General features: G+C 72.9%; 23 protein-coding genes. 15 read left to right on the top strand and 8 right to left on the bottom strand.

Going from position 1 to position 24,057, the window contains the following annotated elements:
* Positions 1 to 698 precede the first annotated feature (698 nt).
* From ACFP1Z_RS04570 to sbnA, 5 genes are all read left to right on the top strand, one after another.
* Entirely contained in the window at positions 699 to 3,302 is a 2,604-nt protein-coding gene (locus ACFP1Z_RS04570) for a Pls/PosA family non-ribosomal peptide synthetase (RefSeq protein WP_390314540.1), read from the top strand.
* Positions 3,303 to 3,399: 97 nt separating this feature from the next.
* Entirely contained in the window at positions 3,400 to 6,657 is a 3,258-nt protein-coding gene (locus tag ACFP1Z_RS04565) for a non-ribosomal peptide synthetase (RefSeq protein ID WP_390314539.1), read from the top strand.
* Positions 6,658 to 6,728: 71 nt separating this feature from the next.
* Positions 6,729 to 7,733: a TauD/TfdA family dioxygenase gene (locus ACFP1Z_RS04560; RefSeq protein ID WP_390314538.1), complete on the top strand. Its 1,005-nt coding sequence runs from the start codon at positions 6,729 to 6,731 to the stop codon at positions 7,731 to 7,733.
* Positions 7,730 to 8,845, top strand: coding sequence for a 2,3-diaminopropionate biosynthesis protein SbnB (sbnB, locus tag ACFP1Z_RS04555; RefSeq protein ID WP_390314537.1), 1,116 nt, complete (start codon positions 7,730 to 7,732; stop codon positions 8,843 to 8,845). The genes ACFP1Z_RS04560 and sbnB overlap by 4 nt, the downstream gene beginning before the upstream one ends.
* 35 nt (positions 8,846 to 8,880) lie before the next feature.
* Positions 8,881 to 9,867, top strand: a complete 987-nt coding sequence (gene sbnA, locus ACFP1Z_RS04550; protein WP_390314536.1) for a 2,3-diaminopropionate biosynthesis protein SbnA — start codon at positions 8,881 to 8,883, stop codon at positions 9,865 to 9,867.
* Positions 9,868 to 9,966: 99 nt separating this feature from the next.
* Here sbnA and rpsN read toward each other — a convergent pair whose 3' ends face one another.
* Together rpsN and rpmB are read right to left on the bottom strand one after the other, a co-directional pair.
* Positions 9,967 to 10,272 carry a 30S ribosomal protein S14 gene (rpsN, locus tag ACFP1Z_RS04545; protein ID WP_390314535.1) on the bottom strand — a complete coding sequence of 102 codons (306 nt, stop codon included), beginning with the start codon at positions 10,270 to 10,272 and terminating at the stop codon, positions 9,967 to 9,969.
* A 4-nt stretch (positions 10,273 to 10,276) separates the two neighbouring features.
* Entirely contained in the window at positions 10,277 to 10,513 is a 237-nt protein-coding gene (gene rpmB / locus ACFP1Z_RS04540) for a 50S ribosomal protein L28 (RefSeq protein ID WP_390314534.1), read from the bottom strand.
* Positions 10,514 to 10,599: 86 nt separating this feature from the next.
* On the opposite strand from rpmB, the gene rpmG reads away from it, so the two are divergent.
* Genes rpmG through rpsR form a run of 4 tightly spaced genes read left to right on the top strand, consistent with a single transcriptional unit; the run spans position 10,600 to position 12,469 of the window.
* The gene (gene rpmG, locus ACFP1Z_RS04535) at positions 10,600 to 10,764 is read left to right on the top strand and encodes a 50S ribosomal protein L33 (RefSeq protein ID WP_390314533.1); all 165 of its coding nucleotides are present in this window, start codon (positions 10,600 to 10,602) and stop codon (positions 10,762 to 10,764) included.
* 2 nt (positions 10,765 to 10,766) lie between these two features.
* Positions 10,767 to 11,021 (top strand): type B 50S ribosomal protein L31, encoded by a 255-nt coding sequence (locus tag ACFP1Z_RS04530; protein WP_390314532.1) that lies wholly within the window; start codon positions 10,767 to 10,769, stop codon positions 11,019 to 11,021.
* Positions 11,021 to 12,175: a CobW family GTP-binding protein gene (locus ACFP1Z_RS04525; RefSeq protein ID WP_390314531.1), complete on the top strand. Its 1,155-nt coding sequence runs from the start codon at positions 11,021 to 11,023 to the stop codon at positions 12,173 to 12,175. The genes ACFP1Z_RS04530 and ACFP1Z_RS04525 overlap by 1 nt, the downstream gene beginning before the upstream one ends.
* 57 nt (positions 12,176 to 12,232) lie before the next feature.
* Positions 12,233 to 12,469: a 30S ribosomal protein S18 gene (gene rpsR / locus ACFP1Z_RS04520; RefSeq protein ID WP_390314530.1), complete on the top strand. Its 237-nt coding sequence runs from the start codon at positions 12,233 to 12,235 to the stop codon at positions 12,467 to 12,469.
* 30 nt (positions 12,470 to 12,499) lie between these two features.
* Here the strand turns inward: rpsR and ACFP1Z_RS04515 are convergent, their stop codons facing one another.
* Together ACFP1Z_RS04515 and ACFP1Z_RS04510 are read right to left on the bottom strand one after the other, a co-directional pair.
* Complete coding sequence (locus ACFP1Z_RS04515; protein ID WP_390314635.1) at positions 12,500 to 13,759, bottom strand: acyltransferase family protein; 1,260 nt, start codon at positions 13,757 to 13,759, stop codon at positions 12,500 to 12,502.
* Positions 13,760 to 13,803: 44 nt separating this feature from the next.
* Positions 13,804 to 14,625, bottom strand: coding sequence for an SGNH/GDSL hydrolase family protein (locus ACFP1Z_RS04510; protein ID WP_390314529.1), 822 nt, complete (start codon positions 14,623 to 14,625; stop codon positions 13,804 to 13,806).
* A gap of 231 nt (positions 14,626 to 14,856) precedes the next feature.
* On the opposite strand from ACFP1Z_RS04510, the gene ACFP1Z_RS04505 reads away from it, so the two are divergent.
* From ACFP1Z_RS04505 to ACFP1Z_RS04485, 5 genes are all read left to right on the top strand, one after another.
* On the top strand, positions 14,857 to 15,558 hold the full coding sequence (locus tag ACFP1Z_RS04505) for a response regulator (protein WP_390314528.1): 702 nt from the start codon (positions 14,857 to 14,859) through the stop codon (positions 15,556 to 15,558).
* Entirely contained in the window at positions 15,555 to 17,033 is a 1,479-nt protein-coding gene (locus ACFP1Z_RS04500) for a sensor histidine kinase (protein WP_390314527.1), read from the top strand. Before ACFP1Z_RS04505 ends, ACFP1Z_RS04500 begins: the two co-directional genes overlap by 4 nt.
* On the top strand, positions 17,030 to 17,590 hold the full coding sequence (locus ACFP1Z_RS04495) for a GerMN domain-containing protein (RefSeq protein WP_390314526.1): 561 nt from the start codon (positions 17,030 to 17,032) through the stop codon (positions 17,588 to 17,590). Before ACFP1Z_RS04500 ends, ACFP1Z_RS04495 begins: the two co-directional genes overlap by 4 nt.
* Before the next feature lie 232 nt (positions 17,591 to 17,822).
* Complete coding sequence (locus ACFP1Z_RS04490) at positions 17,823 to 18,920, top strand: alpha/beta hydrolase (RefSeq protein WP_390314525.1); 1,098 nt, start codon at positions 17,823 to 17,825, stop codon at positions 18,918 to 18,920.
* A gap of 65 nt (positions 18,921 to 18,985) precedes the next feature.
* Positions 18,986 to 20,050, top strand: a complete 1,065-nt coding sequence (locus ACFP1Z_RS04485; RefSeq protein ID WP_390314524.1) for an RICIN domain-containing protein — start codon at positions 18,986 to 18,988, stop codon at positions 20,048 to 20,050.
* Positions 20,051 to 20,162: 112 nt separating this feature from the next.
* Here the strand turns inward: ACFP1Z_RS04485 and ACFP1Z_RS04480 are convergent, their stop codons facing one another.
* Positions 20,163 to 20,549: a DUF5997 family protein gene (locus ACFP1Z_RS04480; RefSeq protein WP_390314523.1), complete on the bottom strand. Its 387-nt coding sequence runs from the start codon at positions 20,547 to 20,549 to the stop codon at positions 20,163 to 20,165.
* 58 nt (positions 20,550 to 20,607) lie between these two features.
* Between ACFP1Z_RS04480 and ACFP1Z_RS04475 the strand changes: the two genes are divergently transcribed.
* Positions 20,608 to 21,402, top strand: coding sequence for a LysR substrate-binding domain-containing protein (locus ACFP1Z_RS04475; RefSeq protein WP_390314522.1), 795 nt, complete (start codon positions 20,608 to 20,610; stop codon positions 21,400 to 21,402).
* 51 nt (positions 21,403 to 21,453) lie between these two features.
* Here the strand turns inward: ACFP1Z_RS04475 and ACFP1Z_RS04470 are convergent, their stop codons facing one another.
* Genes ACFP1Z_RS04470 through ACFP1Z_RS04460 form a run of 3 tightly spaced genes read right to left on the bottom strand, consistent with a single transcriptional unit; the run spans position 21,454 to position 24,056 of the window.
* Positions 21,454 to 21,648 carry a ferredoxin gene (locus ACFP1Z_RS04470; RefSeq protein ID WP_390314634.1) on the bottom strand — a complete coding sequence of 65 codons (195 nt, stop codon included), beginning with the start codon at positions 21,646 to 21,648 and terminating at the stop codon, positions 21,454 to 21,456.
* Between the two features lie 35 nt (positions 21,649 to 21,683).
* Positions 21,684 to 22,898: a cytochrome P450 gene (locus ACFP1Z_RS04465; protein WP_390314521.1), complete on the bottom strand. Its 1,215-nt coding sequence runs from the start codon at positions 22,896 to 22,898 to the stop codon at positions 21,684 to 21,686.
* A gap of 60 nt (positions 22,899 to 22,958) precedes the next feature.
* Positions 22,959 to 24,056: a tyrosine-protein phosphatase gene (locus ACFP1Z_RS04460; protein WP_390314520.1), complete on the bottom strand. Its 1,098-nt coding sequence runs from the start codon at positions 24,054 to 24,056 to the stop codon at positions 22,959 to 22,961.
* Between the last annotated feature and the right edge of the window lies 1 nt (position 24,057).

Raw genomic sequence — 24,057 nt, 5'->3', positions numbered from 1 at the left:
TACGGAGGGCGACGAGCGCGCCACACGCCCGTCACACCCGGCGCCCCCGGCGCGCGAAACAACTGGTGACGGGCATCACGGAAGCGTTACGGCCATGTTGCGCCGCACGCCGCTCCATTACCCCCGGTAGTAGCGGGACACGAACGGCCGGGGCGCCAATGCGACATTTCCCGTTGGCCTATTCCCAGCTGGCTTGGCTTCCCTTCGAAACATACGTTCTTCAAACGTCCCGTCCGCCCCGGCCGGAGAGGAGGTGCGCGATGCGGGAATCTGTATACGAGGTTGATTCCCGCCCGAATCATGCGCGTTGGCGGAATCTCCGGCCGGGCGCGCGGCGCGGGCCGGATGCAGCACCTCGCGGGCCCGGACCGGGCCGTGCGGTACCGGCCGTCCGTACCGGGCGAGCGCGTCAGCAGTCGCACCGCCCGCCCCACGAGCCGCTTCACACACCGCCCCACCAGTGCGAACCCGCGCGGGCAGCGGTCACCCGCACCCCGCGCCGCCGCTCCGTGCCCGCCGCCCGGCCGTTCACGGACATCAGACCGGGGCGTCGGTATGTCCCGGTCCGCCCGGCCGCCGCACAGCAACGCACCTGTCCCGCCGACAACGCGCCCCACGTACGGCCTCAATTGCACCAGCAGTCCTCCTGAACCGAATCGGTCCGCAGTTCTCGCGCGCTCACTTCCGAAGGAGATCACGTGGTGGAACGACCCGGAGAACCCGTCCTCGGCTCCGCGAGGGATCCCGTCGCGGCCCCGGCCGGATCACCCGGCCCGACGTGTCCGCCGGATGAGGCCGAGCGGATCTTCGCCGAGGTCCTGGCGGAACTCGTGGGCACCGAGCGGATATCGGCGGACAGCCACTTCTTCGACGATCTCGGGGCCGACTCGATGGTGATGGCCCGATTCTGCGCGCGGATCAGGAAACGCGACGACGTGCCCTCGGTGTCGATGAAGGACATCTACCGGCACTCGACGGTCCGCACACTGGCGCAGGCCCTCACCGACAGCGCTCCCGCACCCGCCGCGCCCCCGCCGGTGACCGCCCCGGCGGAGCCCGTGACCCCGGGCAGCACCGCGCGCTACGTGCTGTGCGGAGCACTCCAACTGCTGTTCTTCCTGGCGTACTCCTGCCTGGCCACCTTGGTGATGGCACGCGGTTACGGGTACGTCTCGGACGGCTCCGGACTGCTCGGCCTGTACGGGCGGGCCGTCCTCTTCGGCGGGCTGTGCTTCGTGGGACTGTGCCTGTTCCCGGTCGGCGCCAAATGGATTCTCGTCGGCCGCTGGAAAACCACCGAGTTCCCCCTGTGGGGAGCGTCATATCTGCGCCTGTGGATCGTGCGGATACTGCTCCAGGCCAACCCCATGGTCCTCTTCGTGGGAAATCCGATCTACGTGCTCTACCTGCGGGCCCTGGGCGCCCGGATCGGCCGGCGGGTGACGATCCTCTCCCGCCATGTGCCGGTGTGCACCGACCTGTTGACGATCGGCGACGGCACCGTGATCCGCAAGGAGTCGTTCTTCCCGTGCTACCACGCGCAGGCCGGACGGATCCGGACCGGCCCGGTGACCCTCGGCCGCGAGGTGTTCGTCGGTGAGCGCACGGTCCTCGACATCGACACCGCCCTGGGCGACGGGGCGCAGCTCGGCCACACCTCCGCGCTGCACAGCGGCGGGCGCGTCCCGGCCGGCGAGCACTGGCACGGCTCCCCCGCGCAGCCCACCGGCCTGGACTATCTGCGGGTCGCCCCGGCGCACTGCGGCACCGCGCGCCGCTTCGCCTACGGCCTGGTGTCCCTGGCCCGCATGGTCCTGGTGAACGTGCCGCTGCTGCTCCTGCTCACCCATGTGATGCTCATCGACCTGCCGGACCTGGTGGGCCGCTCCGACGCGGGCGCGGAGGGCCTGACCTCGCCCGAGCTCTACACGGACGCCCTGTTCGTCTCGGCCTCGGTCTTCTGCGGCCTCGTCCTCGTGGGCGCGGTGGCCCTGTGCACGGTGCCGCGCCTGCTGCACCTGGTGATCGAGCCGGAGACGGTGTATCCGCTGTACGGCTTCCGCTACGCGATGCACCGCGCCGTCGCCCGCCTGACGAACGCCAAGTTCTACATCTGGCTCTGCGGCGACAGTTCCTACATCGTCCCCTACCTCAAGTGCCTGGGCTACCGGCTCGACAAGGTCGAGCAGACCGGGTCGAACTTCGGCATCGGCATCCAGCACGAGACGCCGTACCTGAGCGTCGTCGGCAGCGGCACGATGGTCGCCGACGGGCTGTCCCTGATGAACGCCGACTACTCGGACACCTCCTTCAAGGTGTCCCCCACGGCCATCGGGGCCCACAACTTCCTGGGGAACTACATCACTTACCCGCCGCAGGGCAGGACGGGCGAGAACTGCCTGCTCGCGACGAAGGTGATGGTGCCGCTCGACGGCGAGGTCCGCGAGGGGGTGGGGCTGCTGGGCTCGCCGCCCTTCGAGATCCCGCGCACCGTGGAGCGCGACACCCGCTTCGACCACCTGCGCACCGGCGACGCGCTGCGCCGCAGCCTGGCCGCGAAGAACCGCTACAACCTGCGCACGATGGCGGTCGTCCTGCTCGTGCGGTGGGTGCACTTCTACGTGCTCACACTGCTGGGCCTGGCGACGGCGGAGCGCTACGACACGACCGGGCTGGTGCTGGACGCCGCGTTCGTGGCGGTGAGCCTGGTGTTCACGGTGGTCTACTACGCGCTGGTGGAGCGGTGGTTCCGCCGCTTCCGGCGGCTTGAGCCGCAGGTGTGCTCCATCTACGACCGGTACTTCTGGCGGCACGAGCGGCTGTGGAAGGTGCCCGAGACGCACTTCCTGGTCTTCAACGGGACGCCGTTCAAGAGCTGGCTGTGGCGGCTGCTGGGCATGCGGGTCGGCAAGCGGCTCTTCGACGACGGCTGCCACCCCTCGGAACGCACGCTCACCACGCTCGGCGACGACTGCGTCCTGAACGCGGGCAGCAAGATCCAGTGCCACTCGCAGGAGGACGGCACCTTCAAGTCCGACTACAGCACGCTCGGTTCGGGCTGCACCCTCGGGGTCGGCGCCCTGGTGCACTACGGCGTGACGATGGGCGACGGCGCGGTGCTGGCCGCCGACTCCTTCCTGATGAAGGGCGAGGAGATCCCCGCGTACGCGCGGTGGGGCGGCAACCCGGCCACCGAGTGGGCCCGGCCGGCCCCGACGGCGGCGCCGGCCCCGCCGCGGGCGGCGGCCGTGCGTACGCCCCCGCGGCAGAGCGAGGCCGCCCCCGACGGCGTCCTCGGCTGACGGCATTTCACATCGGCGCGCGCGTCCGCCGGACGTACGGCCGCGACAACGGCAGCGGCACCCGGCGGACCCGCGGCAAGGGGAGGGAAGAGACTCGATGGACACGTCACCGCACGACGGACGGGACTTCTGGCGGGGGGTGCTCGCCGAAGGCGGGATCACCGCCGTCCCGCGCTGGACGACCCGGCCGGAGAAGGGCACGGCCGAGCACGAGGAGAGCGTCCCCGACGACCTCGGGGAGGCCGCGCGCCGGCTGGCCGACTCCCTGTCCGTACCGCTGAGTTCCGTCCTGCTGGCCGCGCACGCCAAGGTGCTCGCGGCACTGTCCGGCGAGACGGAGGTCGTGACCGGCTATCGGGCGGAGCACGACGGCCCGGCGCTGCCCTGCCGGCTGACGACCGCGCCCGGCACGTGGAGAGAGCTCGTCCAGCACACCGCGCGCGCCCAGGCGAAGGTGCTGGAGCACCGCGACGTCCCGCTGGAGGACATCGCCCGCGAACTGGGCCTGGAACGGCCGCCGTTCGAGACGGTCTTCCGCCTGGGCGAGAGCGACGGCGCGCTCGGCGAGGACACCGTGCTGGCGGTGGCCGTCCGCCGGCACGGCGAACGGCTCGCCCTGCGGCTGCGCCACCGCACCGACGCGATCGACACGGACTGCGCGGCCCGTGTCGCGGGCTACCACCTGGCCGCCCTGCGCCTGATGACCGCCGGACCGGACGCGGAGCACGCGCGGGCGAGCCTGCTGTCGGACGCCGAGCGCCGCTTCCAGCTCGACGGGCTCGCCGGGCCCGTACGCGAACTCCCGGACCGCCGCTTCCACGAGCTGTTCGAGGAACAGGTCCGGGCCCGTCCCGACGCCGTCGCCCTCGTGCACGGAGAGCGCCGGTGGACCTACCGGGAGCTGGACGCCCGCGCCAACCGGCTCGGTCGGGCGCTGCTGGCGCACGGCCTCCGCCGCGAGGGCGTCGTCGCGGTGGTCACCGAACGGAACCTCGACTGGGCGGCCTCCGTCCTCGCCGTCCTCAAGGCGGGCGGCGTCTACCTGCCCGTCGAACCGCACTTCCCGGCCGACCGCGTCGCGGCCATGCTCTCGCGCGCGGGCTGCGAGCTGGTGCTCACCGAGGACGGCAGCACCGCCGGCCTCGACCGGGCCCTCGCCTCCCTGCCCGGGGTCCGCAAGCTGCACGTCGCGGCGGCCTACGGGGAAGGGCACGCGGACGACGCCCTCGGCGTGGACGTGACGGCGGACCAGCTCGCGTACATCTACTTCACCTCCGGCTCCACCGGCGAGCCCAAGGGCGCGATGTGCGAGCACGCGGGCATGCTCAACCATCTCCACGCCAAGACCGGCGACTTGGGGATCGGCGCGGACAGCGTGGTCGCCCAGACCGCCCCGCAGTGCTTCGACATCTCCCTGTGGCAGCTGCTGGCGGCCCTCCTCGTCGGCGGCCGGACCCTGCTGGTCGAGCAGGAGGTGATCCTCGACGTGCCCCGGTTCACCGAGCGGATCGCCGAGGCCCGGGCCGGCGTGCTCCAGCTCGTCCCGTCCTATCTGGAGGCCGTGCTCGCGCACCTGGAACGGCACCCGCGCGAACTGCCGGACCTGGCCTGTGTGTCGGTGACGGGTGAGGCGCTGAAGAAGGAGCTCGCGCAGCGCTGGTTCGCCACCATGCCCGGGGTCCGCCTGGTCAACGCCTACGGTCTGACGGAGACCTCGGACGACACCAACCACGAGGTCATGGACCGCGCGCCGGAGGGCGACCGGGTGCCGCTGGGCCCCTGCGTGCCCAACACGCGCGTCTACGTCGTCGACGAACACCTCCAGCCGGTACCGCTGGGCGCCCCCGGCGCGATCGTCTTCTCCGGGGTCTGCGTCGGACGCGGCTACGTCAACGACCCCGAGCGCACCCGGCAGTCCTACCTGGAGGACCCGCACCGCCCGGGCGAACGCCTCTACCGGGGCGGCGACTTCGGCCGCTGGCTGCCGGAGGGCAAGCTGGAGTTCCTGGGCCGCCGCGACCACCAGGTCAAGGTGCGCGGCTTCCGCATCGAGACCGGGGACATCGAGAACGCCCTGCTGCGGGTGCCGGGCGTCGGGGACGGCGCGGTGGTGGTGGCCGAGCGGGACGGACAGGGCAAGCGCCTGGTGGCGTTCTACTCGGGCCCGCGCCCCCTGGAGGCCGGCCGGCTGCGCGACGCCCTGGGCGAGGCGCTGCCCGCGTACATGGTCCCCTCGGCCTTCCACTGGCAGGAGCGGCTCCCGCTGACCGCCAACAGCAAGATCGACCGCAAGCGGCTCACGGCCCTGGCCGCGCAGCTCGACGACGAGGAGCCGGCCGGGGCGTACGACGCGCCGCGCACGGCGACCGAGCGGCGGCTCGCGGCGGCCTGGGCGCAGGTCCTGGGCGTCCCGGAGGAACGCGTCGGCCGCCGCGACCACTTCTTCGACCGGGGCGGCAGCTCGCTGTCGGCGGTGAAGCTGGCGATCGCCCTGGACCGCGCGGTCTCGCTGAAGGACGTCACCCGGCACCCGGTCCTCGCCGACCTGGCCGACCTCGTCGACGGACGCGCGGAACGCGGCTCGGGGCTGCTGCAGTCGCTCTCGCAGGAGGACGGCGCCGCAGGGGTCCTGGTGTGCTTCCCGTACGCGGGCGGCAACGCGGTGAACTTCCAGCCGCTGGCGAAGGCGCTGCGCGGCAGCGGGGTCGCGGTCCTGGCCGTCGAGCTGCCCGGGCACGACCTGGGCGAGGGCAGCGCGTCGTTCGCCCCCCTGGACCGGGTGGTGGAGCAGGTCGCGGCCGAGCTCGTACGGCGCGGCCCGTCCCGGCTGCTGCTGTGGGGGCACTCCTCGGGCACCGCGTTCGCGCTCGCCGCCGCGCGGGCGCTGCGGGAGCGCGGGGTGCGCGTCGAGCGGGTCTTCCTCGCCGCGCAGCTGCCGGGCGACGCGGCCGGCCGGCGGGCGGCGGCGGCCCGGCTCGCCGGGCAGAGCGACGCCGAGCTCGCCAAGGAGCTGAGCGCGGAAGGCGCTTACGCGGGCATCGGCGAACTGGACGGGCCGCGCGCCGAGCACGCGGGCGCCGCCTACCGGCACGACTGCACCACCGCCCACCACTACCTCGCCGACGCCCTGGAACACCCGCCGGCGGTGGGGCTGTCGGCCCCGGTCACCGTGGTCGTCGCCGCCGACGACCCGAGCACCGCCGGGTACGCGCGCCGCTTCCGGGAGTGGCGCCGGCTGGCCGGGAGCGTCGAGCTGTGCGAACTGTCCGGCGGCGGCCACTGGTTCCTGCGGACCCGGCCCGAGGAGACGGCCCGCGTCGTCCTGGAGGCCGCCGGACTGGCCTCCCCCTCGTGAAGCCCCCGTCGGGCACCGTGCCGACCGCCATGTGGACCCCTACGTCAACCACCTTGGAAAGGACACCCGTTATGCCATCGCCCTCCCCGTCGTCCCTGCTCGACGTGGACGTACGGCCCGGGGCCCCTGCCCTGTTGCGGGCCGAGTCCACCGACCCGCGCGCCTGGGCGGCCGGACACCGCGAGGCGCTGCGTGCCGCCGTCGCCGAGCACGGCGCGGTCCTGGTACGCGGCCTGCGCCTGCGCGACGCCGACACGACCGCCGCCGTCGCCCGGGAGCTGACCTGCGACCTCATGACGGAGGAGAAGGAGTCCTTCGCACCCCGGCAGCGGCTCGCCGACGGCGTGTACTCCGCCACGAAATGGCCGCAGAACCAGCAGATGTGCATGCACCACGAGCTGAGCTACGCCCTGGAGTTCCCCGGCCTGATGCTCTTCGCGTGCGCCCGCGCCCCGCAAGAGGGCGGGGCGACGGCCGTGGCCGACGGGCCGACCGTACTGCGGGCGCTGCCCGAGAAGCTCGTCGACCGCTTCGAACGGGAGGGCTGGCTGCTCACCCGCACCTACAACGACGAGATCGGGGCATCCGTCGCAGAGGCGTTCGGCACGGACGACCGGGGCGCGGTGGAGGGCTACTGCCGCGCCAACGGCATCGAGTTCGCCTGGCAGTCCGACGGCGGGCTGCGCACCCGGCAGCGCCGCAGCGCCGTGGTGCGGCACCCGGTCACCGGCCGGCGCTGCTGGTTCAACCAGATCGCCTTCCTCAGCGAGTGGACGATCGCGCCCGAGGTCCGCGAGTACCTGGTGGACGTCTACGGCGCCGAGGGCCTGCCGTTCAACACCTTCTTCGGCAACGGCGATCCGCTGGACGAGGACATCGTGCAGCTGCTGAACGAGGTGTACGAGGAGCACACGCTGCGCGAACCGTGGCAGGACGGCGATCTGCTGCTCGTCGACAACATCCGTACCGCGCACAGCCGGGAGCCGTTCGAGGGGCCGCGCGAGGTCTTCGCCGCGCTGGCCGACACGGTGCGCCTGGCCGACTGCTCGCCGACTGTCGAGGTGATGACCCGATGACGACTTCCCCTACCGCCACTCCCGCGACGACTCCCGCCGCGACTCCCGGCGTGGCTCCGGAATCCGCACAGTCCGGACAGTCCGCGCCGGTGACCGTGCCGCCGTTCGCGGTGATCTCCGGCGCGCAGGTGCAGCGCGCGCTGCGGGGCCGCGAGGAGCGGATCGTGGAGCTGGTCGAGGCCACGTACCGGCTGCACGGCGCCGGGGACTCGGTCAACCCGCCCTCGTACTTCCTGCGTTTCCCCGACCGTCCGACGTCCAGGATCATCGCGCTGCCCGCGTCGGTCGGCGGGGGCGTACGGGTGGACGGACTGAAGTGGATCTCCAGTTTCCCGCAGAACGTGGCGGCGGGCGTCCCCAGGGCCTCGGCCGTGCTGATCCTCAACGACCATGACACCGGTTACCCGTTCGCCTGCCTGGAGAGTTCGATCATCAGCGCCACCAGGACGGCCGCCTCCGCGGCGCTCGCCGCGGACCGGCTGGGGCGCGGCCGCCCGCGGCCCACGCGGGTGGGCTTCTTCGGCACCGGCCTGATCGCCCGTTACATCCATACGTTCCTGGCCGGCACGGGCTTCGCGTTCGAGCACATCGGGGTGCACGACACGTCCCCCGAGAGCGCGGCCGGTTTCCGTACGTACCTGGAGCAGTCGGGGGCCGGCGGTGTCATCACCGTGCACGAGAGTCCCGAACAGCTGGTGCGCACCTGCGATCTGCTGGTCTTCGCGACCGTCGCCGGCACTCCGCACGTCCACGACGTGTCGTGGTTCGCGCACCATCCGCTGGTACTGCATGTCTCCCTGCGCGACCTCGCGCCGGAGATCCTGCTGGAGTCGGCCAACTTCGTCGACGACGTCGAGCACTGCCTGAAGGCGGAGACCTCGCCGCACCTCGCCGAACGGCTCACGGGCGGGCGGGACTTCCTGAGCGGCACGCTGGATGACGTGCTCTCCGGGCGGACGGCCGTGCCGGCCGACCGGACGGTGGTCTTCTCCCCGTTCGGGCTCGGCGTGCTGGATCTCGCCGTCGGCAAGTTCGTCCACGACGAGGTGGCGCGCGCGGGAGAGCTGCACGTCGTCGAGGACTTCTTCCACGAACTGCGCAGGTACGGGTGAACGGCCGGAACACCGTTGTCGATGAGGGGGGCACCGTGCGAGTCATCTCCGTTCCCACCGAGTTCAACGAGGAAGAGCTCTACGTCGATCTCAAGCCCGTTCTCGGGCACTCGGTCTTTCTCAAGTGCGAGGGGTTCAACTTCGCCGGTTCCATCAAGCTGAAGGCGGCGACCGCGATGGTCGAGGCCGCGGAGCGCAGCGGCGCGCTGACGCCGGAGTCGGTCCTGGTCGAGTCCTCGTCCGGGAACCTGGGCGTGGCGCTGAGCGTGATCGCGGCGAGCAAGGGCTACCGCTTCCTGTGCGTGACGGACGCGCGCTGCAACCTCTCGGCGCGGCGGCTGATGGAGGCGCTGGGCAGCGACGTGCACATCATCGCCGAGCCCTCGGAGCACAGAGGGTTCCTGGGCGCGCGCCTCGACTTCGTCCGGGCGCTGTGCGCCTCCGACGAGCGGTACGTGTGGCTCAACCAGTACACCAACCCGGCCAACTGGAAGGCGCACTACCGCACGACGGCTCCGGCGATAGACCGTCAGTTCCCGGGGCTGGACGTGCTGTTCGTCGGCGCGGGCACCACGGGGACGCTGATGGGCTGCGCCCGTTACTTCCGCGAGTCGCACCGGCCGGTGCGGGTCGTGGCCGTGGACACCGTCGGTTCGGTGACCTTCGGGGGGGCGCCCGGCCGCCGGATGATCCCCGGCCTGGGTACGAGCGTGCGGCCGGCGCTGCTGGACGAGTCGTATGTCGACGAGGTCGTCCTCGTCGAGGAGGCCGACACCATCCGCACGTGCCACCGGCTGGCCCGGCGCGGCTTCCTCTTCGGCGGTTCCACCGGCACGGTGGTCAGCGGCGCGATGGACTGGCTGGCCCGCCACGACGACCGCGACGTCACGGCGGTCGCGATCTCCCCGGACCTGGGCGAGCGTTATCTCGACACGCTCTACCAGACGAACTGGCTGCAGGACCTCTACGGCGAGGACGTCCTGGACGTCAAGGAGCTCACGGCGGACCTGCCGGGGGCGTGAGCGCGGGACCTTCACCGGGCGAGCCTGGCCGGGGCCCGGGGTGCGTACCCCCGGGCCCCGGCCCCGGTGCGCGCGGTCACCTCCCCGAGGGCGGTCCGGTCACCACGACGACTTGGTCACTCCGGGCAGCAGTCCCGCGTGTGCCTGTTCGCGGACGCGGATGCGGGAGAGGCCGAACTTGCGCAGGTGGCCGCGCGGCCGGCCGTCGACGCTGTCGCGGTTGCGCACGCGCGTCGCGCTGGCGTCGCGGGGCTGGCGGTCGAGCTCCCGCCGGGCGGCGTGGCGCTCCTCCTCGGTGCTCGACGGTCGGCGCAGGATCTCCTTGAGCTCGGCGCGCCGCCGCGCGTACCGGGTGACGAGCTCCTTGCGCCGCTCGTTCTTCGCGACCTTGCTCTTCTTCGCCATCTCCTCAGACCTTCCCGCCGCGCGCCCGGATCCGCGCCACGGCCGCCTCGACGCCGATGACGTCGACGGTCTTGACCGCCCTGGCGCTCAGGGTCAGCCGCACGTACCGGCGCTCACTGGGCAGCCAGTACCGCTTGCGCTGGACATTGGGGTCGAAACGGCGGGAGGTACGCCGGTGCGAGTGGGAGACGGCGTTGCCGAACCCCGGTTTCGCGCCGGTGAGTTGGCAGTGTGCGGACATGGTACGGACCACCTCTCCGGCCTCACGGGAGGCCGAGCACGGACAGTAAATGGAAATGATTTCCATTGCCGTGTAGTGTAGCGGGTATGGCACGCAACGAACTGCGCCCGGTGGTCAGGCTCCGCTCGACGGCGGGCACCGGCTACACCTACGTCACCCGCAAGAACCGGCGGAACGACCCGGACCGCCTGATCCTGCGCAAGTACGACCCGGTCGCCCGCCGGCACGTCGACTTCCGAGAGGAGCGCTGACCATGAAGCCCGGAATCCACCCCCCGTACCAGCCCGTCGTCTTCCGCGACAAGGCAGCCGGCTTCGCCTTCCTCACCCGCTCCACCCTCACCAGTGAGGCCACCGTGGAGTGGGAGGACGGCAACACCTATCCCGTCGTCGACGTCGAGATCTCCTCCGCGAGCCACCCCTTCTACACGGGGACGGCCCGCGTCCTGGACACCGCCGGCCGCGTGGAGCGGTTCGAGCGCCGCTACGGGCTGCGCGGGGCCAACTGATGCGCGCCGACAGCCGGTTGCCCGTCGTCCTGGTCGCGGGACTGCACGCCGACGCCCGCCGGGAGAGCGTCGAGCAGTTGCTGCGCTCCGTGCCCGGCAGCGTCGCCCTGCACCACGACCTGTCGACGGCCGGGCCCAGCAGCGTGCTCCGCACCCTGCGCTCCGCCTCCGGCGAGCTGTCCTCCGGCCGGGCCCCGATGGGGGGCGACTGCGGCTGCTGCGCGCTGCGGGAGGATCTCGTCCCGGAACTGACCCGGCTCGCCGAGGAGGGCACGGCCCGCCTGGCCGTCGTCGAGCTGTGGGACTCCGTCGAACCCCGGGCGGTCGCCGAGACGCTCGCGGACGGCGGCGGGGACGCGCTGCGCCTCACCCAGGTGATCACGGCCGTCGACCCCGCGCTCGTGCTGCCCTGCCTGAGCAGCGGCGACGATCTCGCCGAGACGGGTCTGGCGGTCGCACCCGGCGACCGGCGCACGGTCGCCGACACCTGGGCCCGGCAGCTGGAGTACGCCCCCGTCCTCGCGCTCGCCGACAGCGAGGACGCCGACGACGAGGACCGCGCGCTGCTCGCCCAGCTGCACCAGACGGCGCGCCATGTACCGCTCGGCTCCCCCGAGTTGACGCGTCTGGCTCTCGCCGGATTCGACGTGGAGGCGGCCGGCGCCGCCCAGCATCCGGCGTGCGCGCTGCTGCCGCAGGAGGCCGACGAGGCGGGGGTCGCCACCCTCGTCTGGCGACGCCACCGGCCGTTCCACCCCGAGCGGCTCTACGCGGCACTGGAGGACCTGACCTGCGCGGCGGCCCGCAGCCGGGGCCGGTTCTGGCTCGCCGACCGGCCCGACACCCTGCTGGCCTGGGACGCGGCGGGCGGCGCCCTGTGCGTGGAGAACGCGGGGCCCTGGCTGGCCTCGCTCCCGGAGGCCGCCTGGGAGCTGGTGCCCGGCGTCCGCCGGGCCGCCGCCGCGCTCGACTGGCACACCGAGCACGGCGACTGCTGCCAGCACCTGGTCTTCACCTCCCCCGGCCTCGACCGGGAGGGCCTGACGCGGCTGCTGGAGTCGTGCCTGCTGACCGACGCCGAGTACGCCGGGGGCCGCGCGGCGTGGCAGCGGCTGCCGGCCGCCTTCGACCGCCTCCTCGCCCCCGTCTCCTGAAACCCCCGTCTCCTGAACCCCCGACCCCCAACCCCCCTGGCTTACAAGGAGTTTCCCGTGTCCCGCCGCCACGACGCCCGCCGTCCCGCACGCCCCCGCCCCAATCCGCTCGACGCGGCGGGGATCACGTCCGTCGACTACAAGGACACCGACCTGCTGCGCAAGTTCCTCTCCGACCGGGGGAAACTGCGGGCCCGCCGCATCACCCGTGTCACGGTCCGTCAGCAGCGGCAGCTGGCCAAGGCGGTCAAGAACGCCCGGGAGATGGCACTGCTGCCGTATCCGGGCCGGTGACCGCGCAAGCCCGGCCCCGCGCACCGTCGTTCACGGCGCGGTGTGCGGGGCCAGCCGCGTGATGTCGACCGTGCCGGCGCCGGCCGCCGGCTGCGGTACGAACAGGCACAGGGCGAGCAGCGCCGCGTACGTCGCCACGAGGGCCGCCGCCCCGGTGCGGCCGGTGGCCCAGCGGGCCCGGAAGCGGACCGGGTCCTCGACGAGGAGCTTGGAGGCGACGGCGGCCGCGAGGGACGCGCCGACGATCACAGCGGTACGGCCCCACCCGCCGAAGCCGAGGCGCTCCTCGGAGAGGACGAGGTACAGCGGCCAGTGCCACAGGTACAGGCTGTAGGAGACGGAACCGAGCGAGCGCAGCGGGCGGCACCCCAGGGCGCGGCCGGCCGGCGTGCCGGGGGCGTGCGCGAGGAGCGCGATCAGGGCTGCGGCGGCCAGGGCGTGGGCGAAGAGTCCGCCCTGGAACAGCTGCGGGGAGTCCTGCCGGGCCAGGCACCAGTACCCGCCCAGCCCGAGGGCCAGTACGGCGCACAGCGCGCCCGACAGCCGCGCTCCCGCGCGGGAGACGAGGGCGCGCACGGGTGCGCTCGCGGCGAGGGCGCCGAGCAGGAGGGAGAAGGCGCGGGTGTCGGTGCCCTCGTAGACGCGGGTGCTGTCGGCCGGGTCCACGAGGGCGGCCATGAGGGCGAGCGAGAGCAGCGCCCCGGTACCGGCGACGACGGGGACGTACCGCGCTGTCCTGCGGCCGCGTACGAGCACGGCGAGCAGGAGCGGCCACAGCAGGTAGAACTGCTCCTCGACGGCGATGCTCCACAGGTGGCCGAAGACCCGGGTGTCGGCGGAGTTCCAGTAGCCGACCTGTTCGGCGACGAAGTGCCAGTTGGCCAGGCTCGCCACCGCCCAGGGCCCGTCGTCCAGCGCGAACCGCAGCAGGTGCGGCGGGCCGAGGGCGGCGGCGAGCGCGAGCGTGCCGGCGACCGTCACGGCGAGCGCGGGCAGCAGCCGGCGGCTGCGCCGCCCCCAGAAGGCGACGAGGTCGATGCGGCCGCCGTGCTCGGCCGCCTCCTTCAGCAGCAGTGAGGTGATGAGGAACCCGGACAGGACGAAGAAGAGGTCCACGCCGAGGAATCCGCCGGCGAAGTGACCGGCGTGGAAGAACAGCACCGCCGCCACGGCCAGGCCGCGCAGCCCGTCGAGCGGCGCGATGTGGCGTTTGCCGCCGGCGGGCACGGGTACGGGCGGACGGCGCCGGTGCCGTTCCCGGCGGCGCGGGGTGGGAAGTGCTGCTCGCACGGACACGTGGTGATCCTTTCTCGTCCTTTCCGTGGCGTCCGCCGTCAGGAGCAGCCGAGGTTCGCGTACACCTTGTCGCCGGTCCAGGAGCCCTTGGCCCACTGGTCGGGGGCGGCGGGGGTGAAGCCGTAGCGGGAGCCGAGTTCGCCGCCGAGCCAGTTGGCGAAGGCGGCGGAGCCCTGCTGGCAGGAGTGGATGCCGTCCTTGCTGCGCAGGGCCTTGGGGTCGGCGCTGTCGGTGCCCCACAGGGCGGACGCGTCGAGGAAGCGGACCGTGTCCGGGTTCTTCTCCGCGGCCTCCTTGGCGGCCTTCGACGCGGTGGCGATCTCGCTCTCGTGCTTCTTGTAGAAGTCGTCGATCCGGAACGGCGGCGCGGAGACGAGGACGAGTTCGGCTCCCGCGTCCGCGGCGGTCTTGGCGAGCTTCTCGTAGGCGGCGCGCTGTTCGTCGGCCGTCCCCCAGTCGTAGGTGGTGATCTGGTAGGCGATGACGTCCGGCCGGAACGAGCCGATGTCCCCGGGGAGTTGGTCCCAGGTGGACTTGCCGATCTCGCCGACGACCCCGCCGCCGCCCGCGGCGGCCATGGACTTGACCTCCACCCCGCCGGCCTTCAGGGCGGCGCCGATGGCGGGGGCCTCGGCCTCGGCGATGGAGTCGCCCATCCACAGGAGCTTCGAGAGCTTCTTGCCGCTCTTGCCGGCCGCGCCCCGGTCGGACGCGCTCGCGGAGGCGGAGTCCTTGCGGTCGGCATCGGCGGAGGACGAGCCGCAGCCGGTCACGGCGAGCAGGGCGACACCGGCGGCCAGGGCGACGGCGGCGGTCGTACGGGGGCGGCGGGCGGGGGAAATCGTGGTGTTGATGTGCATGCCGTCGAGGCAAGCACCCCCGCCGCGCCTGCGGCGGGGCTGTCATCGAGCGGTCACACAGCGGACCACGTCCCGTCGCGGACCGCACGACCGCCGGTCAAGGACCCCGGGCGGCCCCCGCGCGCGGTGGACCGTCATCGTTTCGTCATCGAACGCGCAAGGCCGTGTCATGCGCGTCCGGCATGCTGGGCCGCCCACCCCCACGACCGGCCGGAGACGTACCCGAAAACCATGGCAAGAGTTCTGCTGGTCGAGGACGACCACGCTGTCCAGAAGGGCGTGACGCTGGCGCTGCGGCGGCGCGGCCACGACGTCGAGGTGGCCGCGAGCGGGGAGACGGGGCTGCTGGCCCTGGAGCGGTTCCGCCCGGACCTGGTGCTGCTGGATCTGATGCTGCCCGGGATGAGCGGGCTGGAGGTGTGCCGCCGCATCCGGGAGTCCAAACAGTTGCCGGTGATCATCCTGTCCGCGCGCGGTGACGAGATCGACACGGTCGTGGGGCTGGAGGCGGGCGCCGACGACTACATCGTCAAACCGGCGAGCGGCGAGATCCTCGCCGCCCGGATGAAGGCCGTCCTGCGGCGCGCGGTCCCCCCGCAGGACACGGCGGACCCGCTGCCGCCGGGGGGCATCGAGCGGTACGGGGCGCTCACCGTGGACCGTACGGCCCTGCTGGTGGCCAAGCACGGTCGGGAACTCACCCTGGCCCCCTCGGAGTTGAAGCTGCTGCTGTTCCTCAGTTCCGCCCCGGGCCGGGTGCACTCCCGCCCGCAGCTGCTGGAACAGGTGTGGGAGCATCCCTTCTACGGCGACGTCCGGCTCGTGGACGCCTGCGTCAAACGCCTGCGCACCAGGATCGAGGACGAGCCCCGCAGCCCGGTGTACGTGCAGACCGTGCGCGGCTTCGGCTACCGCTTCGGGCCGGTCGCATGACCCTGCTCCGCCGGGTCCGGCGGCCGCGCGGTCTGCGGGTCCGGCTGGTCGTCGCGTTCCTGCTCGTCGCGGCGTTCAGCGCGCTGCTGACGGCGGCCCTGGTGTTCCGTCAGGCCCGGTCGGCCATCCTGGACCGTACGCAGAGCGTGGCCGTGCGCGACCTGCGGGCCCAACTCGACTCCCTGGCACCGGATCTGGCCTTCCCGCCGGGGGCGTCCGACCTGCGCAACCTCACACGCCAGCTGGACCTGGCCGGCCGCGCCCGCGGCTGGCGCACCGCCGCCGGCTACGCCGAGGGCCCCCTGGTCCCCGCGTCCGGCGACGCGGTCCCGGTCCCGCAGGCGCTGCGCGAGGAGGTGGCGGCCGGACGCCAGACCGTCACCCAGCGCACGGTCCGCGGCGGGCACACCTGGCTCACGATCGGTATGCCGGTCACCTACGCGCCCGGCGGCGGCAGCGTGGACCGGGGCGGCGAGGCGACGGGGCTGACCGTCTACGCCGTCTTCCCCCTGGACACCGAACAGGCCGACATCGACGCCCTGGTGGGCGCCGCCCGGGCGGGCGCGGTGCCCGCTCTCGCCCTGGCCCTGGTCCCGGCCCTGTACGCGGCCCGCCGCGTGCTGCTGCCGGTGCGCCGGCTGCGGCGCGGCGCCGAGCGGATCGCCTCCGGGGAGCTGGGCACCCGGCTCGACGTCACCGGGCAGGACGAACTCGCCGCGCTCACCCGCACGTTCAACACCATGGCCGCCGCCCTGGAGCAGGACGACGCCGAGTTGCGCCGGCTGGAGGCGGGCGCGCGCCGGTTCGCCGCCGACGTGGCGCACGAACTGCGCACCCCGCTGGCCGCGATGACCGCCGTGACCGAGGTCCTGGACGAGGACGCCGACTCCGGGGCACTGCCCGAGGACACCGCCGACGCGGTCCGCCTGATCAGTGACGAGACCCGCAAACTGGCGCGGATGGTGGAGGACTTGATGGAGGTCTCCCGGTTCGACGCGGGAGCCGCGCCCCTGCAACTGGACGTCGTGGACCTGTCGGACCTCGTGACCAGGACCCTGCGGCTGCGCGGCCGGTGCGACGACCCCCGGGTGTCCGTGCGGCTGCCGGAGCGGCTGCCCGTGCGCGTCGACGCGCGCCGCGTCGACGTGGTCCTGGGCAACCTCGTCGACAACGCCCTGCGCCACGGCCGGCCGCCGGTGACCGTCACCGCGCGCGCCGGGTCCGGGCAGGCGGTGGTCACGGTCACCGACAGCGGGCCGGGCATCCCCGCCGACGCCCTCCCGCACGTCTTCGACCGCTTCTACAAGGCCGACCGGGCCCGGGCCCGCTCCGAGGGCAGCGGGCTGGGCCTGGCCATCGCGCAGGAGAACGCGCGACTGCACGGGGGCGCGCTGTCCGCCGCCAACGGGCCCGGCGGAGGGGCCGTGTTCACGCTCGTCCTCCCCGTGGACGGGCCTGCCGAGGAGGAGACATGAGAGCGCGGCGCGCGGCGCTGCGGGCGGCGGCCGTGCTGCTCGCCGGTACGGTCGCCGCGGGCTGCGGCATCCCGGGCACCGGTCCCGTCCGTGCGGGCGCGCCGGCCTCCGGTGTCCCGCAGCCCGGCACCGAGGCGCGGCACGCGCGCCTGTACTTCGTCGGCCCGTACGGCATCCGCCCCGTCACCCGCACCGTCGACCGGGCCCTGACCCCGCAGCGGGCCCTGGATCTGCTGCTGGAGGGACCCACCGGGGCCGAGCGCGACCGGGGCCTGTTCAGCCAGGTGCCGGCCTGGACGGGCCGGCTCACCGCGACGACGGCGCCGGGCGCCGTGGACGTGTCCGTGCCGGTGAGCGTCGCCGACGGCGGCCTCGACGTCTCGGTGGTCTCCCAGATCGCCTGCACCGCCGCCCACGCCGAGGTCCCCGGCGGGCGGCCGGCGGAGGAGGTCGACGTGCGCATCCACGAGCACGGGGTCCCGCCGGGCTCCGGTGCGCCGTGGACCGTGCGCTGCGGCCCGGGTGACAACGCCGTGCCCGCCGGCGGCTCCGGCTGACAGCGCGGGTGGGGCACACGGGTGGGACGGTAAACGAGGGAAAAGGACATCCTGCGCGCCTGGTGTGACGGCCGATCACAAGTGAGGCTCCACATTCCGGTCAAGGTGCTCCACACTCGACACGTGACCGATCACCGGTCCGCTGCGACACCGTCCGTCCCGGAGAGCTCACGACGCGCTCCGGGACCAGCGCACCCGACGGTGTGCGACCACCCCACTCAAGGACGACCCGATGAGACCAGCCCTGCCCGCCGGGCTCCGCCGGGCCACGGCGGCGTTAGCCGCACTGGCCGCGGCCTTCCTGCTGCTCGCCCTGCCCGCCGCGCCCGCCGCCCGCGCCGACGGACCGGCTCCGCCGCGGCTGACGGACGGCTTCGGCCTGACCCAGGTCGGCGAACCCACCGGCACCGCCACGAACTTCGTGGTCACCGTGCGCACGGCGCAGGTCGCCGGGGAGCACCGGATCCGGATCCTGCTGCCCCGTGACTACGCGGCCGATCCGGCCAAGCGGTATCCGGTGTTCTACTTCCTGCACGGCGCGTCCGACGACCCCGGCAACCCGTACCTCGCCTATCCCGCACTCACCGCCTCCCAGTCGATGATCACGGTCGTCCCGGACGGCGGCCGCCGCGGCTGGTACGCCGACTGGCTCGACCAGAACACGGCCGCGGGCGCCCAGAACTGGGAGACCTTCCACATCGAGCAGGTACTCCCGTTCATCGACGCCAACCTGCGCACCGTCGCGGACCGCAAGGGCCGGGCCGTCGGCGGCATCTCGATGGGCGGCTTCGGCGCCTTCCACTACGCCGAGCGCCATCCGCAGCTGTTCGGCCAGGTCGCCTCGTTCTCCGGCGCCATCGACCTGTCGCGCAACGAGGCCGTGCTGCGGGCCGCCGTCGTCGCCACGCTCACCAACATCGGTGCCCCGCTGTGCGGTTCGGTCTCCGGCCCGCGCTGTGCCCTGAACTTCGGGCCCACGGTCTCCAGCGACGCGGTCTTCGGCTCGCCGTACCCGTTCTTCGACGCCGACCGGCACTGGAACGCGGCCGACCCCGCCGCGCACCTGGACGTCCTGAAGGACACCGGCATCGCGTTCTACGTCGGCAACGGCGGCGGCAGTCCGGCCGAGGCCGAGTTCTGGGTCGAGTCGGCGGCACAGCACGTCAAGGACCGCCTCGACGCCCTCAAGTACCCCTACCACTACGTCAATCACGGCAACGGCTCCGGCTGGGGCACGAGCTGCGACGGCGGCCACAACGGCGGCTGCTGGGCGCAGGACCTCGTGGACTACGTGCCGCGCCTGGAGAAGGCGTTCGCCGCCGCTGCCTGAGACGCGGACACCGCGTAACGACATCAGACAAGCACCGTACGAACCAAGGAAACGGACCTCGCCCCATGACCTCGATCCGCGCGCTCAGACACCTGCTCCCGCGCATAGTCACCGCCGTGCTGGCGGCCTGTTGCGCCGCCCTCGGCCTGATGGCCTCCCCCGCGGCGGCCGCGCCGGCCGCCGCCGACTGCTCCTCGCCGTTGCAGTGCCTGACCTTCAAGTCCGTCAGCAACGGCCGCCAACTGGACGTGCAGAACGGCTCGTCCGGCGACGGAGCCCTCATCGTCACGAACTCCGGCCCCGGCTACCACCAGAACTGGCGCCTGAACGTCGACCCGTCGGACGCGTCCGTCACGATCGTCAACAACGACACCGGCAAGTGCCTGGACACCGGCTGGCCGGCCATGCGCCAGCAGACCTGCCGCGGCCAGGCGAGCCAGAAGTGGTACCTGCAGCCGGTGGGCTCGGCCAAGGACACCTTCCTGATCCGCCACGAGACCGACAACGTGTGCCTGGACCTGATGGCCGGCGCCCAGTACGACGACGCGTGGGTGGGCCAGTCCGTCTGCCACGGCCGGGCGAACCAGCAGTGGACGACCACCCCGGCAGCGTGGAACCTGGCCGTGGACCACGCCGCCAAGCGCTGCCAGAAGGACACCTCCAGCTGCACGTGGCGGGTCAAGAGCGAGGCACCGGCGGCTCCGCTGCCGAAGGTCTGCGTCTCCTCGGTCTGGTACAACAACACCGGTGACACGATCCAGCAGACGTTCGCGGTGACCGAGACGACCGGCTGGTCGAGCCAGCTCACCAATACCTTGTCGGCGTCGGTCACGGGCGGCCCGCAGGAGGCGCTGCAGGCGACGATCCAGTCGCAGCTGTCCTTCACCAACATCTGGGAAGGCTCGAAGGCCGTCAACAACAGCGTCACGGTGCCCGTCCCCGCCAAGAACTACGGCTGGGTGACCCTCTCGGAGCTGGCCCGGAAGGTGACCGGCACCTGGACCTTCGACGCGCGCGGCTTCGCGTGGACCGCCGAGGACACCGTCACCGTCCCCGTCAAGGACGACCCGGCCGGCGGCGCGACCCTCTACGTCGCCAACACCAGCCCGTCCTTCTCCACCTGCGCCTGACGGCCCCCGCACAGCAGGACGCCCCCGCCGCCCGGATGTCACCGGGCGGCGGGGGCGTCCCGTCGTCGTGCCCCGGGGGTCAGGAACGCGCGTCCTTCGCCCCGGCCTTCTCCTACTGCTTGTCCTTGTTCTTGTCCTTGTCCTTGACGCGCACGGCTTCCTTGCGCACCTCGGCCTGGGTGGCCCGCTCCTTGACCAGCCACTCCGGGGACTCCTGCTTGAGTGCCTCGATCTGCTCCGTGGTGAGCGGCTCGGTGATCCCGCCGCGCGCGAGGCCCGAGATGGAGATGCCGAGCTTCGCCGCGACCACCGGGCGCGGGTGCGGGCCGTTGCGGCGCAGCTCCCGCAGCCACTCCGGCGGGTCGGCCTGCAGCGCGTTCAGCTCGTCGCGCGAGACGGCACCCTCCTGGAACTCTGCGGGGGTGGCCTCCAGGTACACACCCAGCTTCTTCGCCGCGGTGGCGGGCTTCATGGTCTGGGTGCTCTTGTGCGACGTCATGGGGTCAAGGATATCGAGCGTGTGCGCGAGCTCCGACCACGCCCGGTAATCTGGCCGGGTGACAGGCTCGGAAGTACCCCCTTTGTTCCGGCTCGCGTATGTACCGGGCGTGACCCCCGGCAAGTGGGTGCGGATCTGGCAGGAGCGGCTGCCCGGCATCCCCCTGGAGCTGATCCAGGTGACCGCCGCCGAGGCGCCCGGCATGCTGCGCCGGCGTGAGGCCGACGCCGGGTTCGTGCGGCTGCCGATCGACCGGACCGCGCTGAGCGCGATCCCCCTCTACACGGAGACGAGTGTCGTCGTGGTCCCCAAGGATCACGTGGTGGCGGCGGTCGAGGAGGTCTCGGCGGAGGACCTGGCCGACGAGGTCCTCTTCCATCCCCTCGACGACACCCTGGACTGGGAGCGGCCTCCGGGCCGGCCGGCGGTCGAGCGGCCCGCGACGACGGCGGACGCCGTCGAGCTGGTGGCCGCCGGTGTGGGACTGCTCGTGGTGCCGCAGTCGCTGGCCCGTCTGCACCACCGCAAGGACCTCACCTACCGGCCGGTCACGGATGTCCCGCAGTCCCGGATCGCCCTGTCGTGGGCCGAGGACGCGACGACCGACATGGTCGAGGACTTCATCGGCATCGTCCGCGGCCGTACGGCCAACAGCAGCCGGGGCCGCCGGGCCGCCGCCGAGGGGGCCGAGCCGAAGGCGAAGAAGGCCAAGGGGTCCGAGGCGGCCGGCACCCGGCGCGCGTCGGCGAACGCCAAGTCCGCGAAGTCCGCCAAGTCCACGGGCCGGAGTCCCCGCGCCCGTTCCGGCGGCCCGAAGGGCGCCAGGCAGGGCAAGCCGCGCCGGCGCTCGTAGCGCCGGTGACCGGCCCGGGCGGGGCGGACCCCGCCCGGGCCGGGGCCGGGCTCAGTCCTCGTCGATCTCCACGGCCTGGACCGGGCAGGCCGTCGGGACGTCGCGTACGCGCGCGTCGCCCGCCGCCTCCTGGTGTCCGGGGAGCAGCTCGACGAGCCCGTCGTCGTCCTGGGTGAAGACGCGGGGCGCGAGCAGGACGCACTGGCCGGCGCCGATGCACCGGTCACGGTCGATGGTGATGCGCATGGCGTGGTGGGTCTCCGTTCGCTGGGTGCGGTGGCTCACCAGGTGACCGGGAGCTCGATCGGTCCCTGGGCGTCGTGGCCGGCCTTGATGGGGACCTCGTCCAGGGGGACGGCGAGCTTCAGTCCCGGGATGCGGGTGAAGAGCGTGCCGAGGGCGATGTCGAGCTCGGCCCGGGCGAGGTTCTGTCCGAGGCACTGGTGGATGCCGTGCCCGAAGCCGACGTGGTGGCGGGCGGAGCGGCTGATGTCGAAGGTGTCGGGGTTCTCGTAGGCGCCGGCGTCCCGGTTCATCAGCGAGATGGACACCAGCACGGCGTCCCCGGCCCTGAGCGTCTCGCCGCCGACCTCGATGTCCTCCTTGGCCATGCGGACCATGAAGTCCGAGACGGAGGTGAAGCGCAGCAGCTCCTCGACCGTCTGGGAGATCATGCCGGGGTCGCGCCGCAGCGCCTGAAGCTGCTCGGGGTGCTGCATGAGCGTGAGCGCTCCGAGGGAGATGGCGTTGACGGTGGTCTCGTGGCCGGCCAGCAGCAGGACGAGCGCGAACATGACCAACTCGGCTTTTTCCAGGGCGCCTTCGGCGACCTGATTGGCGATCAGCTCGTCCAGCAGGCCGTCCCCGGGGTCGGCCTGCTTGCGCTCGACCAGGCCGTGGAGGTAGCCGTGCAGTTCGCCGAAGGCCGCGTCGGCCTCCGCCGAGGTCGCCGCGCCCACGAAGTTGCGGGAGCGCTCCTCGAAGAAGTCGTGGTCGCTGTAGGGGACGTCGAGCAGGGAGCAGATCGCCATCGAGGGCACGGGCAGGGCGAAGGAGGTCACCAGGTCGGCGGTGGGCCCCTTCTCCAGCATCGCGTCCAGCAGCCGGTCGACGTCGCGCTGGATCATGGGCCGCAGGGCGGCCATGCGCTTGACGCCGAAGCTCGGTATGAGCATGCGCCGTTGGCGTGCGTGCTCGGGGTCGTCGACGCCGATCAGCGGGAAGGAGAGTCCGCCGCGCCCCTCCGTGCGCGGGACGACGACGGGGAAGACGGGGTGGGCCCAGTCGGAGGACAGCCGCTGGTCGGCGAGCAGGGAGCGGCCCTCCGCGTGCCCCGTCACCAGCCAGGCCGTCCGGCCGTCGAAGAGACGCACCCGCGTCAGCGGCCCCTTCCCCCGCAGCTGCGCGTAGCTCTCCGGCGGCTGGTAGGGACAGGTCCTGTCCTTGGGGAAGTCGGGGGACGGTGACGTGGTGGGGCGGATGTCGGTCTCGGTCATGTCGCGCCTTTCGGACGGTCGGTGGGAGTGCGGCATCCCGCCGCCGGGGCGGGAGGGTGGTCAGTCCGTGAGCAGGGCCTCGCGCAGCGCGGCCAGGGCCCGGTCGTCCAGTCCCAGGCCCTGGCGCAGATAGGTGTCGAAGGTGCCGTAGCGCTTGCCGACCTCGTCGAAGGAGGCGTCGAGGTAGTCGAGGCGTGCGGTGAGCACGGGTTCCAGGACGGCTGCGTCGTGGGGCGGGAGCTGGTCGAGGATCGCCTTGTTCTGCGCCGCCCGGTAGGTGTTGCTGGCGAGGTAGTCGCGTGTGACGGTCTCGCGGTCGACGCCGAGGGCGGTCAGCAGGGCGGCGCTCGCCCAGCCGGTGCGGTCCTTGCCCGCGGTGCAGTGGTAGAGCAGTGCCTCGTCGGCCGGGTCGGCGGCGGCGCGCAGGAGGGAGCTGTAGACCGTGCGGGCCGAGTCCTTCGTGACGTAGTCCCGGTTGCCGGCGGTCATCAGCTCGATCGCCTGCTCGGGGCTGGTGGGCACCTCGGTGACGTCCCCGCCGGCCACGTCGGCGACGACGTAGCGGGCTCCTCGCGGGACGCGGTCGGGGGCCTTGGCCCGCTCCCCCGGGGCGCGCAGGTCGTAGTCGGCGCGGATGCCCAGGCGGTCCAGCTTGGCGAGGTCGGCGTCGGTGAGCTGTGCCAGTTCGCTGCTGCGGTACAGCACGCCCATGCGCACCCAGTGGCCGTCGGCCGTGCGGTAGCCGCCCGCGTCACGGAAGTTGGGGGCGCCTTCGAGGTGCAGGGAGCGGTCGGCGAGGGTCAGCGGGTCGCCCTGGTCGGGGACGAGGCGGAACCACTGGCGGTCGGCGGCCGGCAGTCCGCTGACGGTCACGCTCTCCCGGTCGCCGCCGTGTGCCACCGGCTGCCCGCCCGCGTACACGGTCACCGCGCGGACGCCGGGCGCCTGCCAGGAGACGGTGTACGTACCGTCGTTGTGGTCGGTGACGGTGGCCTCGGTGAACGGGATGGTGTGCGAGGCCGTCCCCTGCCGCGCGGCTGCCGCGGCGACCGGCTGCCGGGTCTCGGCGGCGAAGGACGCGGGGGCGGCCAGGGAGAGGGCCAGGGCAGCGGCAGCCAGGATCGGGGCAGCACGCTGCGCGTGAAGCGGAATCTGCATG

Source organism: Streptomyces gamaensis (genome assembly GCF_042656465.1).
Classification (GTDB): Bacteria; Actinomycetota; Actinomycetes; order Streptomycetales; family Streptomycetaceae; genus Streptomyces; species Streptomyces gamaensis.
The sequence above is the reverse complement of the archived record's forward strand: the minus strand, read 5'-3'. Positions and strand labels throughout refer to the sequence as shown.